Annotated in this window: 8 protein-coding genes; 3 read left to right on the top strand and 5 right to left on the bottom strand. The window is 49.8% G+C overall.

Going from position 1 to position 17,068, the window contains the following annotated elements; translation table 11 throughout:
• The first annotated feature begins 1 nt into the window (after position 1).
• Both OGY71_RS17415 and OGY71_RS17410 read left to right on the top strand, forming a co-directional pair.
• Entirely contained in the window at positions 2-7,156 is a 7,155-nt protein-coding gene (locus tag OGY71_RS17415) for an Ig-like domain-containing protein (protein WP_286613496.1), read from the top strand.
• Between the two features lie 62 nt (positions 7,157-7,218).
• Positions 7,219-7,494, top strand: a complete 276-nt coding sequence (locus tag OGY71_RS17410) for a hypothetical protein (RefSeq protein ID WP_149334883.1) — start codon at positions 7,219-7,221, stop codon at positions 7,492-7,494.
• Between the two features lie 77 nt (positions 7,495-7,571).
• Here the strand turns inward: OGY71_RS17410 and OGY71_RS17405 are convergent, their stop codons facing one another.
• Genes OGY71_RS17405 through OGY71_RS17385 form a run of 5 tightly spaced genes read right to left on the bottom strand, consistent with a single transcriptional unit; the run spans position 7,572 to position 14,205 of the window.
• Positions 7,572-9,506 carry a bifunctional diguanylate cyclase/phosphodiesterase gene (locus tag OGY71_RS17405; protein ID WP_286613495.1) on the bottom strand — a complete coding sequence of 645 codons (1,935 nt, stop codon included), beginning with the start codon at positions 9,504-9,506 and terminating at the stop codon, positions 7,572-7,574.
• Positions 9,507-9,515: 9 nt separating this feature from the next.
• Positions 9,516-10,208 carry a cysteine protease LapG gene (lapG, locus tag OGY71_RS17400; protein ID WP_032934107.1) on the bottom strand — a complete coding sequence of 231 codons (693 nt, stop codon included), beginning with the start codon at positions 10,206-10,208 and terminating at the stop codon, positions 9,516-9,518.
• A gap of 2 nt (positions 10,209-10,210) precedes the next feature.
• Positions 10,211-11,104: a transporter substrate-binding domain-containing protein gene (locus OGY71_RS17395; RefSeq protein WP_003825839.1), complete on the bottom strand. Its 894-nt coding sequence runs from the start codon at positions 11,102-11,104 to the stop codon at positions 10,211-10,213.
• Positions 11,088-12,020, bottom strand: coding sequence for a transporter substrate-binding domain-containing protein (locus tag OGY71_RS17390; protein ID WP_286613494.1), 933 nt, complete (start codon positions 12,018-12,020; stop codon positions 11,088-11,090). Before OGY71_RS17390 ends, OGY71_RS17395 begins: the two co-directional genes overlap by 17 nt.
• Positions 12,013-14,205: a putative bifunctional diguanylate cyclase/phosphodiesterase gene (locus tag OGY71_RS17385; protein WP_003825843.1), complete on the bottom strand. Its 2,193-nt coding sequence runs from the start codon at positions 14,203-14,205 to the stop codon at positions 12,013-12,015. The genes OGY71_RS17390 and OGY71_RS17385 overlap by 8 nt, the downstream gene beginning before the upstream one ends.
• Before the next feature lie 609 nt (positions 14,206-14,814).
• Here OGY71_RS17385 and OGY71_RS17380 point away from each other — a divergent pair.
• Positions 14,815-17,025, top strand: a complete 2,211-nt coding sequence (locus tag OGY71_RS17380; protein ID WP_191222218.1) for a sensor domain-containing phosphodiesterase — start codon at positions 14,815-14,817, stop codon at positions 17,023-17,025.
• The last annotated feature ends 43 nt before the right edge of the window (positions 17,026-17,068 follow it).

Genomic DNA, 17,068 nt, shown 5'->3' with positions numbered 1-17,068 from the left:
GGTGGTCGATGATAACGGCGAACTGCGCTACGAAGTGGCGGTGCCGGTCGGCACGCTGAAGGAAGGTAAAAATGCGGTGGCGGTGGCGCTGGTCAGCCACGATGCGGCGGGTAACGAAGTGACCGCGCTCGCGCACCGTACCGTAGTGCTGGATACCAAAGCGCATAACACCGTCAATATTCATGACGTCACCGCCGACAACACCCTGAACTTTACTGAGCTGTCAGCGGCGAAGCAGACGATTACCGGGAACGTTCGCGGGGAAGATGCAAAAGCGGGCGACCCGGTGCTGGTGGAGATTAACGGCCACCAGTATCACGGCCAGGTGATTGATACCGGGAAAAATACCCTCGGTTATCGTATCGAGGTGGATTCTAGCGCGTTCTCTGACAACGTCGGTCATGTGCTGAAAGAGGTGACGGTCCATGTCAGCGTCACCTCACACGATGCGGCGGGCAACCTGGCGATAGCCACCAGCCGCCACGACGTACACATTGATAACTTCGCCACTAACCAGCTCAGCATCGACACGGTAGCGACGGACGATGTGGTGAACGCCATTGAAAACCGGATGACCACGCTGATCAGCGGTGCCGTTGGTGGCGATGCGGCCGTCAACGACCCGGTGACCGTTCGCGTGCAGGGGCAGGATTTTACCGGCAAAGTCGTTCACATTAACGGCGAACTGCGCTACGAAGTGGCGGTGCCGGTCGGCACACTGCAGGAAGGTAAAAATGATGTGCAGGTGACGTTGGTCAGCCATGATGCGGTGGGGAATGAAGTCACCGCGCAATCGCATAGCACCGTTACGCTGGACACCCAGGCGCACAATACTATCCGCATACATGATGTCACTGCCGATAACACATTGAATTACCAGGAACTCCTTGCGGCTAAACAGACGGTCACGGGTTTTGTTGGCGGTGAGGATGCGAAGGTCAACGATCCGGTCTTACTGGAGATAAACGGCCATCAGTTCAGCGGTAAGGTGATTGATTTTGGTCGCGGTAAGCTGGGTTATAGCATTGATGTGGACTCTTCTGCATTTGCCGATAACAGCGGCCATGTGCTGACGAATGTGAAAATTACCGCGATGGTGACATCTCATGACGCCGCGGGTAACCTGGCGATCGCGACGGATTCCCATAAAGTTCATATCGATAACTACGCGGAAAACACCATCAAGATTGACGCAGTGGCGACGGACAATGTGGTTAACGCCAGTGAAAACCGGATGCCTACCATTATTAGCATCGTCGCCGGTGGCGATGCCAAAGTGGGCGATGCGGTAAAAATAAGCGTTCATGGGCAAGACTTTAACGGCACGGTGATCAACGATAACGGTCAGTTACGCTATGAAGTGGTTCTGCCACATGGAACCTTGCATGAAGGAAAGAACGCGGTGGTCGCGACGCTAGTCAGCCATGACGCGCTGGGCAATGAAGTGACCAGTGAGTCGCACCGTATTATCACTCTTGATACTCATGCGCAAAACACCATCTCGCTAGATAACATTGCTACAGACAATGTTATCAATTACCAGGAATTGTCCGCAGCAACACAGCGCATTACCGGCATCGTCGATGGTGAAGATGCGAAGGTCGGCGATCCCATTCAGCTGGAAGTTAATGGCCATCAGTACGGTAGCCAGGTCATTGACCTTGGTAACGGGCATCTGGGTTACCGCATTGATGTGGACTCATCGGCCTTTGCGAACAATGGCGTCCATGTGTTGACGGATATCGACGTGCACGTCACGGTCACCTCTCATGACGCGGCGGGGAACCTCGCCATCGCTACCGATAGCCATAAAGTTCATATTGATAACTTTGCCAAAAACGTGGTGACGACTGATGTGGTGGCATCGGATGATGTGGTGAACGCCATTGAAAACCGCATGCCGACGCTGATTAGCGGTATCGCGAAAGGCCTGGATGCCAAAGTGGGCGATGTGGTGACCGTCCACGTACAGGGACATAATCAGGACTTTAGCGGCACGGTAGTTAACGATCACGGCGTTCTGCGCTACGAAGTGTTTGTTCCAACAGGTGTGTTGCAGGAAGGCAGCAACGACGTAATGGTTAAGCTGGTCAGCCACGATGCTGCGGGCAATCAGGCGGTGGCGGTAGAGCATCGAACCGTTACGCTGGATACCCAGGCGCACAGCACTGTGACTATTGATCATGTGACTGACGATAACATACTCAACCACTTAGAGCTGGATACACCGATGCAGCTTATCAGCGGTAAGGTGGGTGGTGACGCGCAGGTTGGTGATGCGGTGATCGTAGAAATCAATCACCAGACGTTTAATGGCAAGGTGATTGATCTTGGGGGCGGTCACTTAGGTTATCAGGTCCCGGTCAATTCAACGGCGTTTAGCGATAACAAAGGTAACCAGGATAAAAATGTGACGGTGAGCGTCACGGTTATCTCCCACGATGCGGTGCAAAATGAGGTTATTACTACCGCAACCCATGACGTACATATTGATAACCATGCCGGGGCCAGAATCACCGTCGATACGGTGGCGGGCGATGACAAGCTCAACGGAGCAGAAGCCGCGAAACACCTTACTGAGGTGATGGGGACGGTTGGGGGCGATGTGCATGTTGGGGATAAAGTTCAGGTTATCGTACATGGACATATCTACGATACAACCGTTCAGAAGCTCCCGGAACATAACAATGCGCTGGGATATAAGCTGGACGTTCTGAGCCGCGATCTGGTCAAAGACCCGCATATTGTGGCCCGCGTAGTCGGTGAAGATAATGCGCATAATTTCCAGAAAGCGGAGATAACGCACGATCTGGTAGTTGATTTACATGCGAAAGCCATGCTGACGATTGATCCCGTCACTGGCGACAATATGATTAATGGTAATGAATCAAAACAGCCATTCACGTATGTAACCGGGAACGTGGCTGGGGATGTCCATGTCAATGATGTCGTTTACCTCACCGTGAATGGTCACGTCCTGACGGGGAAAGTGAACGATGTAGGAAACGGGGTTCTCGGCTACAGCATTAAAGTCAGCACCGCAGACCTGATCTCCGATCCTCATTTAACCGCGACGGTGAGTACTACTGATAGCGCGGGCAACCCGGCCACGGCCAATGCAGAAACCACGGTGATTATCGATACCCGTGTGGAGGCGCAGATCACCATTGATGCCGTGACGCCAGATAATACGCTGAACCTTGCTGAGCAAATGCATGGCTATACGATAGTGAGTGGTACGGTGAGCGGTGAAGTTCATCCGGGCGATCCATTCACCATGACCATCAACGGCCACAACTATGCCGGGGTGGTGGAGGATCGTGGCAATCATCAGATGGGTTTCCACGTACCCGTTGCTACGGCCGATCTGGTGGCCAACCCGCATATCGACGTCACCATGGATATCACGGACGATGCCCTGAACCAGGCACAAATTACAGCGCATCATACCGTTACGCTGGATGCTGAAGCGCTGGCATCAATCACCATCGATCCGGTAACGGGCGACAATATATTGAATAAGATTGAATTGGGGCAAACGACGACAGTTGTTAGCGGCACGGTCGGTGGCGATGCAAAAATTAATGATGTGGTGCACCTGAATATTGGTGGCCATATGGTTGATGCCACCGTGGTGGACCTGCCAAATCTGGGAACGTTGGGTTACTCCATTAAGGTGGATACGCATTGGCTGCAAAACGATCCGCATATTACCGCAACCATCACCACTACCGATGCGGCGGGTAATAACGCGACGGCAAATGCGCATAGTACCGTGGTCATTGACGACAAGATTGATGCGATTGTACATATTGATCCGATTTTCACCGGTAGCGGTGGTGGGGTGATTAACCACGACGCAGCCCTTAATCCGCAAACGAGGGTTACGGGGACGGTGGGGGGAGATGTCAAAATAGGTGATACCGTTGAACTGACCATCAATCACCAGATCTACTATGCTCAGGTGGAAGATCACGGCGGTCAGCGTACTTTCAGCACTAAGGTATCGACTCTGGATCTGCTTATGGATCCGAACATCCATGCCGAAGTGATGGCAAAAGATGACGCCGGAAATGTTGCATACGGGTTCGATAACATGCCTGTGGTGGTTGATACTGTTGCTGATGCCGGAATTACGATTGATTCTGCTGTTTCCGAGGGCAACCAAGCCCTGGATCCCGGAAGCCGCCCCGAATTCGTCACGGTAACGGGACATGTTGATCCAGATGCACTGGTTGGCGATGTGGTTACGGTCGATGTCGGCGGTAGCCAGCTGCAAACTAATGTGATCACTCTGCCGGATGGAAAGCTGGGCTATACGTTTAATGTTGTTTCAGGGGCCTGGCATGATGACGGTAATATCACGGTATCCATCACCACGCATGATAATCATGGCAATACGGCAACTGCGGTAGAACATAAGTTTATTGACCTTCCGTGGTTAGGCAATATCGCTATTCCAGCCAACACTCCTTATGGTATGCATACCCCGCCGACAACACCGGGCACCGGAACCACACAACCTCACCAACCGACCGTGCATCTCACCGTTGATCAAGTGGCGGGCGATGACGTTCTCAACCACGATGAAGCGCAAAAAGGAACGACGGCAATTCGTGGTCTGGTCACCGGCGACGTTCAGGCCGGGGACGATGTTATTGTCACCATAAATCATGTGCAGTACACCGGGCACGTCATGACTATCCCAACGATGCCGGGACAACTGGCATACGAAGTGGATGTGCCGACGAGTGAACTGCAGGCGCATCCAACGTTTGATGTCTCCATCAAGGTGGGAACAGCGACAGATTCGGTGCAGAAAACCATCACTGTCGATACGGAAAACCCGCTGCTGGTAACGATGGATAAGGTTGCCGGTGATGATGTTATCAATGCTGCTGAAGCACAAAGCGGTAAAACAACCATCAGCGGCACGGTAAGTGGTGAAGGGATCCATGACGGCAGCGTGGTGAGCCTGCAGGTCAATGGCAATACGCTAACTGCGGTAGTGCATGACGATAGACACGGCCACTGGGCCTGGTCGACGAAGGTCAGTATCAACGATCTGCACAATGATCCACATGTTGTCGCGACGGTATTGGCGACGGATGATCATGGTAACCTGGGGAGTGCCTCTGCTAACAGCAATGTCGTGGTCGATCTGAGCGCGAAGGCGAGCGTTACGATTGATAAAATTGCCGATGACAATGTGCTGAACGCGCACGAATCGCAGCTGCATAAGATGACCGTAGCGGGCTCGGTCTCAGGAGATGTGCACCCGGGTGATAAGGTGACTCTGACGGTTAACGGAAACCCTTATGCGGCGACTGTCGATAATAATCATCGCTACTCCGTTGATATCTATACCAAAGACCTGTTGGCCGATCACACCATTGTTGCCACCGTTATAGGATATGACGATCACGGTAACGTGCAGCCAGCCAGCTTCACGCAGGACTATTCGATTGATAAAACGGCAAGCGGCAGTGTGACCATCAACACCGTCGGCGGCGACGATATTATCAATGCTGATGAGGTAAAAGATGGAACCGTTGAGGTCAGCGGTCAGGTCGATGGGGATGTGCATCTCGGTGATAAAGTCGCCATTCTCGTCGATGGCGTCACAGTACATACGCGAGTCATTGAGCTGCCGCATATGAACGGGCAGCTGGGCTACAAAGCGATGGTGAGTACGGTTGGGCTGCAAAATGACCCTACTATCCATGTGAGTGTGGAAGGTCAGGATTCGGCGTTGAACCCAATGCATGCCGTGAGCGACAAAACGGTCACTATCGACACGCATGTCGATGCCAGCATCGTGCTGAATAAGGTATCAGTCGATGATGTGCTGAATAATGCTGAAACTCAGCATGCGAAAACCACCATCAGCGGCTATGTGACCGGGGACGTGGATGTTGGCGATCAGGTGACCATCACCGTTAATGGTAAAGATCTGGTTGCTGATGTGAAAAATAGCGGCGGTCAGAAGGTATTTAGCGTAGATGCCAGTACGACTGACCTGATTCACGATCAAAAGATCCTTGCTCACGTTATCGCCCATGACGACGCCGGTAACCGCGATAAGGTCGATATCGATAAGACTATTACCATCGACAGAACCGCTGTGGGAACGATGGGTATTGATAATGTCACCCAGGATAACGTCCTGAATCATCAGGAACTCCAGGGCGCGACGGTGAGGGTAACCGGGCCTCTTGGTGGTGATGTGGATGTGTGGGATTCGATCAAATTAAAAATTGGCGGTCAGGAATTTAGCGGTTCGGTAGATACGCTGAGCAATGGCGATCGGGTTTATCACGTTGATGTGGACAGTCATATCATGGAAGTGAACACCACATTTTCGGTTGAGGTTAAAGGTCATGATACGCCGGGCAACCCATATTCACAGACAACGTCCCACAGCTATTCGGTTGATCAACAGGCAAACGCCACGCTTATCGTCGATAAGGTTACCGGGGATAATCATATTTCGCGTGCGGAGTCACACGATACCTTCACGCATATTACCGGCAGCGTGAGCGGTGATGTGAATGATGGCGATCATATTAAAGCGCTGGTAAATGGTCATCAGTACGATGCCATTCTTCATCAGGGCAATAATGGGCTGACCTATGACATTGAGGCCGATACCTCCGCATTCCGGGCAGGCCATAACCGCGTGAACGTATTGGTCGAGGCGCATGATAACCACGGTAATATTACGCCTTATAGCCAAACGTTGAACGTGACGATGGACGATCCCACTCCAGTGAAAGGGCATACGGTGGATAAAGGGAATCATGCTGCGATGCAACATGCGCTGCACAATCTGTTCGATGACAACGCATTATCTCTGTCTTACGCACCAGCAGCGACCGGACACGGTCAGGCGACAGCGGTTCTCAGCGCTGACGATAAGGCGAAGGGCGTGCTTGAAAAAGTCGATCTCAGCGATCTGGCGCGTGAACTGCATGAAGGCGTGGATATTGCGAAGTACATTCAAAGCGGCGGCGATCATCACCTGATCGCCAGTCCGGCAAAAGTGGCGCATGGAATAGATACCGCGCTGTCGACTCCGATAAGCGGCGATCTGCATTCTCCGACCTACTCGTTGGATCACCTGATAGCTAAACCCGATCAAAACCACACTCACTAACGATTGCCTGCTGCCCTGTGTAAACAGGGCAGCAGCATCATGCAAAATGAAAAGGCACTGATATGAATTCTGATTCATCTGCTGCAAACATGCAGGCAGAAGGCGTGGCAAAAAGTCCTGAAAATGACAACCAGCAGGCTTTAGCGATGCTGCAAAAAAGCGACCTGGAGATGGTTCGCGTGCTCGACGATTTGATTTACCTGTTGATCCGTAAAGGCGTGATTGCCATTACCGATCTTCCGCCGATGGCGCAGGTTAAATTAATGAATCGCGCGAACGCGCGCCAGGAACTTGGCGGGTTAGAACAACTGCTTGGCAACGATGATCGTATATTTTAGCTGATGCAGGCAATTTGTAGGCCGGATAAGCGCAGCGCTATCCGGCTATACAAAGGCGTATCAAGACGCCAGTTTTATCACAATGGCGCGGGCTCACCTAATAATTGCCCCATTGCTCCATCAATCCCTAATTCTTGCAGCACCATAAGCTCACCTTCCGTTTCAACACGTTCGGCAATGAGCGGCAAATCAATACTGCGCGTGGCACTGCACAATACTTCAATAAACAAACGCTTATCATTTTCCTCATCAATTTTGCGGATATAGCTGCTATCGATTTTCAGATAGGCAAGACCCCATTGCGACAGATGACCGATCATATCGAAACGGCTACCGAAGTGTTGCAGTCCCAGCGCGCAGCGATGCTGACCTACGGCTTTAACAAATGCCGCCATCTGATGGGGGCCTGGTAACTGATTTTCATCCAGTTCCAGAATCAGCTTGCTGGCTAATTTCGGTGAGTACCGTAACGGATTGAGCAGGTCTGCAATGGCGGTCGCGCTGGCGACAGAACTGCCAGAAATACTCAACGCTAGTTTTCCAGGCGCGGTTTTCAACTGGTTCAATGTGAGCTTCAACATGACTTTATCGAGTCGATGACTCCAGCTAAAGCGGTGGATCCAGGGCAAGAACCGCCCCGCGGTAATGGTGTTACCCTGCTCATCAATAATGCGCGACAGCACCTTGTAATGCAGGATTTTATCCGGCTGGCGGCAATCGACCACCGGCTGATAAACCAGCTGGAACTGTTGATTTGCCAGCGCATGCTCCAGACGAACAAACCACAAATGCTGATCTTCTGTAGCCGCAGGTATTTCAGTGGTGGGAACGACCTGATGGTTGGTGTGTGTTTCCGCTTCAACCAGCAGGCGATCGGCCTGGATCAGCAATGACTGAGCATTTTCTCCGGCGCTGAATGGCACCATGCTGGTATAGGCAACCGGCTGTTGGTCTGACATTCCGGTGGCGTAAAAGGCCGTGAGTTTTTGGCACAGCGAATTGCATAAATCCAACATCTCACCATGTGTGACGCCAGGGCAGAGTAGGGCGAACTCACCGCCACGAATGCGGGCGAGCGTGCTGTCGAGAGGGGCATACTTTTCTCTGTGCGCGTTCAGCAGGTTGGCGATGTTGAGCAACAGCTTATCAGTATGCGGTCCGCCAAAGCGCTGATTCAGGCCACCTAAATCCTGAACGCGAACCAGCATCAGATATCCTGGTGCCGTATCGGTATCACTCAGTCGCGCCTGGAGCTGCATATCGAATGCCCGGCGGTTGGCAACCCCGGTCTGGCTGTCGAGATAAGCTTCATTGTGCAAGCGTTCGCTGTAGATAGCTTGTTCTTCAAATAACGATTTAAGCTTAGCTGCCATTAAATTCATGGCGCCTACAACGCGGCGTAATTCCGGCGTTTTGGGTAACTCGTGGAGTGTCAGAAACTCGCGACGGGTAATAGCTTCGGATTGTTTTGCCATGTAATTGAGCGGGCGCAGCAGTTTGCGTAGCAGCAAACTGCCGGCGATTAAGCAGGCGAGGCTACAGGACAGCATCCACAGCAGATTACCTAAGGTATTGTCCCACAGACGCTGCACAGCAAAGATAGGATCGCTGGTCACTTCCACGCGAGCAGCCTGCTGCCAACCGCGCATAATCGTTGCTTCACCAGTTTGCGGGGTGACATCCACCAGATCGATGAACCAAGCGGGGACGTTGGGAATTGTCGCTACCGCGCTACGCTCAAGCATTATTTTGCCGTTTGCCAGATCGACGATGCGGATTTTTTTGTAGTAACCGCTATCGAAAATGGAGCTGACCATCAGCTCGATCATTGCCGGGTCGTTGACGTTGGGCGTTAGCGAAACGCCTAGCGCCGTTGCGGCATCCTGGGCATGTGAAAGAAGCTGGTTATTGGACTGATTGCGAGAACTCTCCAGCGTCACAATAAAATTGCCGCTGAACACAACCATCATAAAGAGAGAGATTGCCAGAAGTAACTGTTTAAAAAGAGACACGGGCGATTCCTATTTATCCATCGGGAAGCCTTCTTCCCGCATTTTTGTGAAAACTTGCTGCCAGCGAGAAAGCCTCTTGCTGTCCCCAACGCGTTTATTGTTTTGATTGCCGGGAAGCCAAAGGCCGGTGTTGTTAAAGGAGTAGACAGGTAATAAATCCATGCGCTGCGTCGCAGGAGAAATAGTGCTGGTCAGACTGTCGAGAACCAAAGGAATCGCCTCAGGGGTGGCGTACCAGGTCAGCACCATGTGCGCGCGGTTTAAACGCAGGGCTTTAACATAGGTGATACGAAGTTTGTCTTCGGATACGCCCAACTGGCGGAGGGTGAAATATTTGGCGATCGCGTAGTCTTCACAATCTGCCTCACCTTTGCGCAGCGACTCGATAGGGGTTGCCCAGTAATCGACGTTATGCCAGACATCAATGTCTTCGGTATAGCGGATCTTCTCATTAAAAAATTGATTTACAGCGCGTAATTGCGTTTGCTCGTCAGCATTACGCAACTGGAGCAGAAGCTGTTGCCAGGCGCGGATTCGTTGCTGCGCTTCTGGTGTAGCCGGGCCATAAAGCGCATCGGACTTTTGTTGAATATTGGCAAAATCCCAGGCCGCGCGTAGCGAATGGACTGACAGCAATAGCAGCAGCGCCCCGGGGATTTTCCACAGGCGCAGCAGGCGATGGCGTAAGCAGCGGCGGATAATGTTCAATGGCTATGCTGACAACTGCCCGGAGACGGGTTTTTCAGCTTTTCGCAGGACCAGGGGGACAACCACTTTTTACGTAATTGCACGTTGGCCGGCGAAGCAAAAAAATCTTTCAGCGTACTGTTAACAAACGTCACAAACTGCGGATCGTTTTTCCTCATCATAATGGCATAGTGCATATCATTGCCGATGCTCTCAGAAGAGACGCTGAACAGTTCAGGTTGCTCGCTATGATTAATTAGCGGCCAGGCCAGAATATCATCAACAAAGAAAGCAGCAGATTCATTATGCGCCATCTTCTCAAATGCGCCCTTTATGGTGGTGCTGGTAATCGTTGAAATATTAAGGTGTTGCTCTCTGTTTGCTTTATTAAATTCCAGCAAATCTTTTGAGCTTCCGGTCAGACTCACCGTGCGACCTTTAAGATCGGCAATTGACTGTATATTATTTTTACGTAAAGAGATGATGCGCATCTTTGCGGTGTAATAGTTTTCAGAAAACGACACGCTGGAGGTCCGCTCCGGCGCATTGGTATTTACGCCACAGTCCATATCTATTTTACGCGAGTTTAATGCGGAGAAACGTTCGGAAAAATTCACGGGAATATAATGAATGGTTAAATTGTTGAGCTTCAGATACTGGCGCAACTTATCGGCAATCATGTTGCATACCGCGATGGTATAACCCGTGACTTTGCCATTGTGGTCAGTAAAAGAAAATGGCGGCAGCTGGCGATAACCCACGTTGAGCACGCTGCTGCTCTGAATATGATCGAGCGTCGCAGCGTTCTGTTGCGCCATCAGTGCGGGGGAGATGACGAGGCCTGCCAGTAAAAACAGCCATTGCGCCGTACGCTTCACCCTTGTCATCTCACGATTAATTATATTTTTCATAATCAAAACTGATCTTCTTTTTAGCAGACGTTAATGCTTTCAGGTTATCTGACATGGGAATGTTTAAATTAATGGCTTTCGGCGGAATCGGTGACTGAAACCATTTTTTGTACAGCGCAGTAAATTCGTTGCTGATCATCAGCGAAGAGAGCGTGTCATCAACAAATTCTTTAAATTCTTTATCGTGTAACGGTAGTAACAAGCCCGCCGGTAGCGGGGTGCTGAGCGCAATATCGGAAAGTTCATAGTCATCAGGATTAGGCGTTTGCGCGATCATCCCTTGGAGTAAAACCGTACTGGAGATCAGTGCAGAATACTCACCATTCTTCAGTTCATTGAAGGCGGTAATGTTGTTGGTATCGAGTTGAATATTAATATCCAGGTCATTGGCGGCATTCACTTTTTGCAGTTGCTCAACGTAAATCGTGCCGCTTTTTACCAGTACGCTATGTCCGGAAAGCTCTGCCAGATTGTCGTTGCTTTCATTTTTACGCATGACGAAGCGGGTGCTTGAAAAATAAAACGGCAGCGAGAACTCGCTAATGCTGTGGCGACTTTTCGAATAAAAAGCCGGGATACACATGATGTCAGCCATGTGATTTTTAATCAGGACAAACTGCGATGCCGAGTTAGCTTTTACCCACTCGACCTTCAGCTTTTTAAGCTGAAGTTTTGTCTTGAGCGCGCTGACGATATTGTTGCAAATATCAATGGAATAGCCTGCAGGTACGTTGCCATTCTGCCATGAGAAAGGAAACGCATCATCCTGATAACCAAGGGTAATACTTTTCTTGCTGGCGATCTGCTCCAGCGTGTGTATCGGCAGGGGAGAGCCTGCTAAGCATGGCGTTGCTAACGCTATTAACAGGGCAAAAACCGTCAACATGCGCTTTACCGGGTGAAAGAAGTCAGACATTGCACAGTCCTTCTTCAATGACCTCTTTGGCAAATGCGGAAAGCACTTCACGCTCGCGCAGCGGATAGCTAAAGAAATAGCCCTGGACATTCTGGCACTCAATGTCGCGCAGAATGTCACGCTGCTGCGCGGTTTCTACTCCTTCAGCGGTGACCGACATATTGTACTTATGGGCAAACTGAATCAGCATCACAATCAAATACTGACTGGCATTATCTTGCTGAAGCTTGTCGACCAGCGTGCGCGCAATCTTGATGCGAGTGAAAGGATAGATCAGCAGATAATCCAGTGCCGCGTAGCCGGTGCCTAAATCATCCATCGCGATTTCAATGCCCAGAGAGCGAATCTCTTGCAGCACGGGTAAGGCAATCGACTTATCCAGCTTTTCGGATTCAGTAATTTCTATTTCAAGGCGCTCGGCTGAAAGTTGACTGATGCGTAACGCATCTTTGATAACGTCAACCAGCCCCGGACTGTGCAGCTGGTAGGCCGAGATATTGACGGCTACCCTGATACGTTCCGGCCATTTGGCAGCGGCTTCACAGGACTGACGAATAATCCATTCGCCCAAACGGACAATCAGACCGGAGTTCTCGGCGATGTTGATAAAATAATCAGGGTAAATCAGACCCTTGGTGGGATGATTCCAGCGTATCAGCGATTCGTAGCCATACACGCTTTCATCTTCCAGATTGATGATTGGCTGGTAATGAAGCTCGAATTCCTTGTTATCAATACCATCGATGATTTCCTGATTAATAAATAGGCTGTGGGTATGCTTCATCACCATGCCGTCTTCGAAGAAATGGAAGCAACCACGGCCATGATGTTTTGAGGCGTACATGGCAAGGTCGGCATTGATCATCAACGTCGAGGTATTATTGCCCTGATACGGCGCGGTGGTGATACCGATACTGCAGCTGATGGAAAAAGTATGCGTGCTCCAGGTAAACGGGGTGCTCAGCGCACGAATAATTCGCTTCGCCAGCCGATTCGCTTCTTTGATTGCGTTATCGCTGACATGTTGCAGAATGGCGAATTCATCACCGCCCAGACGCGCTGCGATATCGTTAGGTCCCAGCAAGAGCTGCAGGCGCTGGGCAACGCTGATTAACAGCTCATCGCCCGCTTTATGACCAAAGGTGTCGTTTACTGGTTTGAAGTTGTCGAGGTCAATCAACAGCAGGTTAAATGGTTTTTCGTCCTGATGGATTTCACTGACGCGTTTATCTAACGCCTGGCCAAACGAAACGCGGTTGGGCAATCCGGTCAGTGAATCATGATGGGCCATATGCTCCATCTTTTGCGACATTTCATGCATTCGTTGCAGATAGCCGCGTTCTTTCATGGCGACGCGCAATTTTTCAATCGCCCCGGCTAGATGTCCAATCTCATCGTCCTGATCAAGATAGGGTGTTATACAGTCCGTCTCTTCATGGGCGATGCGGGTAAGGGAGTTAATCAGCAGCGGAACCGGACGGAATAAACGGCGCATAAACATCGTGACCAGTGCCAGCGTTACCAGCAAAATCAGGACAAAAATGATACTGCTTTTTTTCAGCATCGCATCGTAGGTGGCGTAGAGATCGCTTTTTTTTCCAATGCTGCTAATCAGGCTACCGAGGATCTCACCTGAAGGCGTCAGAATAGGAACGGCGCTGATAAAGCACTCTTCGCCATTAATTTGGGCGAAGCCAACATAGTAGTTACCCAGCACATCGCGCGGCAGACGACCGGGGAAAGAGATGATCCCATCACCCTCTTCTGACTTGTTGTTGATGCCAACAAACCCTTTCTCCGGCGTATACAGAAACAACCAGGTGGGGCTATGGGTCTGTACTGATGCCAGTGCCAGAACGTCAACCGGGTTATAACCGGTTTGCATAATAGAGTCGGTGTCACCAATCTGTCTGTCGGAGACAATGCGGGATATCTGCCCTGCATCGCTGGTTTCGACCGAAACGGTGGTATACACGTTGCGGATGATGTAGGTCATAATCTGTGCATTCGCCTCAGCCCGTTGCACCCACTGCTGATAAGAAAAGTTATCTATCAGGCTCCAGTTGGTAAACGCGCCAGCACTAAACGCAATAACGATACCCGCCAGCAAGAATTGCGTTATTTTGCCAGTGATTGAATGTTGCCACCCTTTTATTGCTTTAAGGGAAAACAGAGACTTTGCCACGGATTATGTTAATTCCTGAAAAGATTATTCGGTGCTAAAATTAATTTCTGTTATTACTTGATGGAATATTATTGTTGCAAATAAGTAGATGAAAGATGTGAAACGTAATGACGTAACAAATAACTAACATTGAACCATGGCGAGTAATGACAAAAATAACGGTATGCGAATATAGATAACGCTGCTCTTTTCGTCAATAGGAAAAAATGTACATAAAAATACATTTTCTGAATGCCCCTTTCAGGATATTAATGTTGACATTCATGGTGCTTGAGAAGATTTTTTATACGTACTGGTTGGAGGTGTTGGTAAACTGACAAAGGTTGTTTGTTTTTTGCGAAACATCAATGAATTAGCGGTTTTTCGGACAGGCGTTTTAGTGATTTCATCCCCACAGGATGTCCATTTTTGTCTATAAATGGGTATTTATTTCCTGATTTGATATGAATAATATGCTCTCTTCATTATAGAACCTTATTTTATTTTCTCAGTGCGCGGTCAATGTTGACAATTTTGCTATGGTTCATCGGCTGACCCAAAAGGATTTGTTTGTGACATTCGAGTCTGGATTAAAGTCCTATTGGTATAGTGCATAGCGGATAAATTGATTTGGACGCAATAATAAATTCAAACACGATAAAAAACATTCGGGAATGGTGCCTGCCACTTGTCTTACCTGGCCTTTTTTACCCGCTGGCACAATATCTTAACGGTTACAGCGTTCTCAATAATACTATTTTAACAGTTTACGATCTCAAGCTAGCCGTATTTTCTGCCGCATTGGTCTTGTTTGGTTTTCGGGTGTTGCCGGGATTTCTTCTGTTCCTGACGGTCATGTTTGTGGTCGGTCCGCAAAATGAACGGGTAGATGCGTTGTGCCTGATCATCGCGTCGACCTTAAGTTATGCAGCGTACCGCAAATTCACCGGCAGACGCAGCTGCGTTAGCTTTGGTCGCATCAAAATTAGCTTTAATCGCCTGGTTTGGCTTTGTGGCTATAACGTCCTGCTGTATCTGGTGTTCAGCAAACTCTTTGCAATGTTTGTCGCCCACGGACAACGCCCCGATGTGGATAACATTCCGGCGTTGAGTCTGGGCATGCTGGTACGTATTCAGGGGATCATCAACGGTTGCCTGACGGGGATCCCTTTATTTTACAAGATTTACCGCATCATTCGTCGACCGTCTTTCCTGTTGACCTTTCTGCGGGCCATTGCCGAACAGTGTAAAGGCAATATCGGCGTCTACGGCGTTGTGTCTTGGTTCATCTTGCTGTTTTTTCTGATGTTTTTCTTAACATCACCGGATAATTTGGATGTTTTTTTCTCTATCTATAGCCTGATCCTGTTATTCCCGTTGATGTTATGGGGAGCAATCAAGATTGGCCACTTGTTCACAATGCTGGTGTGGACGATCGTATTAATCATCTTAGGCAAACATAACGACAGCTATATCGCCAGCGATGTTAACTTCATGCTGCATCAGGCGCTGGTTTCGACGTTGATCTTTGTCTTTTCACTTACCATTGTGATCATGGGGGTACTGGCAAAATTTACCCGTCAGCGCTTTAACCAGGCGCTGCTGCTGGGGCTGACTGACCCGATGACAGGCATGGCAAATTTACGGGCGCTGAAGACGGAGCTATTTACCACTGAACGCGCGACCGTATGTCTGATACAGATCCCTGAGCTGGAGCTTTTTTCGCGTCGCTATGGTTTTCATTTCCGCGCCCGCTACCAGAAGATCCTTGCTGAGCATTTGCGCAGACATCTGGTGAAAAGCGAGAAAGTCTATTACCACGCGGGTTATGATCTGCTCATCCGGCTGGAAAATGGCACCTGGGAGCGGCTATGCGATCTGTATCAGGCCGCCAACAGTTTTCGTCTCTTTTACAACAACCATCGATTGGGTTTTCGCAGTGGTTTGGGCTATTGCCTGATTAACGATCTGAGTGATGACATTTATCAGCTGGTGGGGAAACTGGGCATGGTGGCGGGTTTATCACTCACCAACGGCAGGCCGGAAAACCTTGAGGCGCAGCATAGCCGGATCCTTGGCAACCACATTGTTGATAAAACAGAAATTCGCACTGCGCTGCAAAATGCGCTGGATAACAATGCGTTTGTCCTGATGGCACAGCCAATAGTTAGTACCCACGGTGAAGCGCCGTATCATGAAATATTGATCCGTATGCTTAATGAACGGGGTGAATTTATTCCACCGAACAGTTTCCTGCCGGTTGCTCATGATGCGGGGCTGGCACCGGATATCGATCTCTGGGTTATCGAAAATACCCTCAAATTTATGCGTAACCACCCGCAGCATTGTTTTTCTATTAACCTGGCACCGGTGACGGTATGTCGTTCAAATATTGTCATGAAGATCACCCAACTCCTGCACGACTACGCGGTGGAGCCACAGCGGATTATTTTTGAAATAACGGAAGCAGATACGTTATCAGACAAAGAACAAACCGTGGAAACGCTACGTTTAATACGTCAGCTGGGATGTCGGGTGGCAATTGATGACTTTGGCACCGGGTTTGCGAGTCATGCGCGCTTGATGAACATCGAAGCAGATATCCTGAAAATAGATGGCTCGTTTATTCGACGGATCACCGAAAGTGAAATTAGTTACTACATCGTTGAGTCATTTTGCCGCGTTGCTGAAATGAAAAAAATGCAGGTGGTCGCTGAATTTGTCGAGAACGCCACTATTCAGGCCTGTCTGGAAAAAATGAATGTGGGCTGGTTACAGGGATATCACATTGGCAAACCTACGCCGCTGTTCACGCTCGAATCACAGGGCGCTAGCTCCTGATGACCAAAAAAAGAGTAATTTCTTCTCAGGTAGAGAATAAAAA

It is taken from the genome of Citrobacter sp. Cpo109, from assembly GCF_030332565.1.
GTDB classification, from domain to species: domain Bacteria; phylum Pseudomonadota; class Gammaproteobacteria; order Enterobacterales; family Enterobacteriaceae; genus Citrobacter; species Citrobacter portucalensis.
The sequence above is the reverse complement of the archived record's forward strand: the minus strand, read 5'-3'. Positions and strand labels throughout refer to the sequence as shown.

Coding starts and splice junctions, on each gene's coding strand:
- OGY71_RS17395 (WP_003825839.1), bottom strand. CDS start 11,104: ATGAAAAATATAATTAATCGTGAGATGACAAGGGTGAAGCGTACGGCG.
- OGY71_RS17410 (WP_149334883.1), top strand. CDS start 7,219: ATGAATTCTGATTCATCTGCTGCAAACATGCAGGCAGAAGGCGTGGCA.
- OGY71_RS17390 (WP_286613494.1), bottom strand. CDS start 12,020: ATGTCTGACTTCTTTCACCCGGTAAAGCGCATGTTGACGGTTTTTGCC.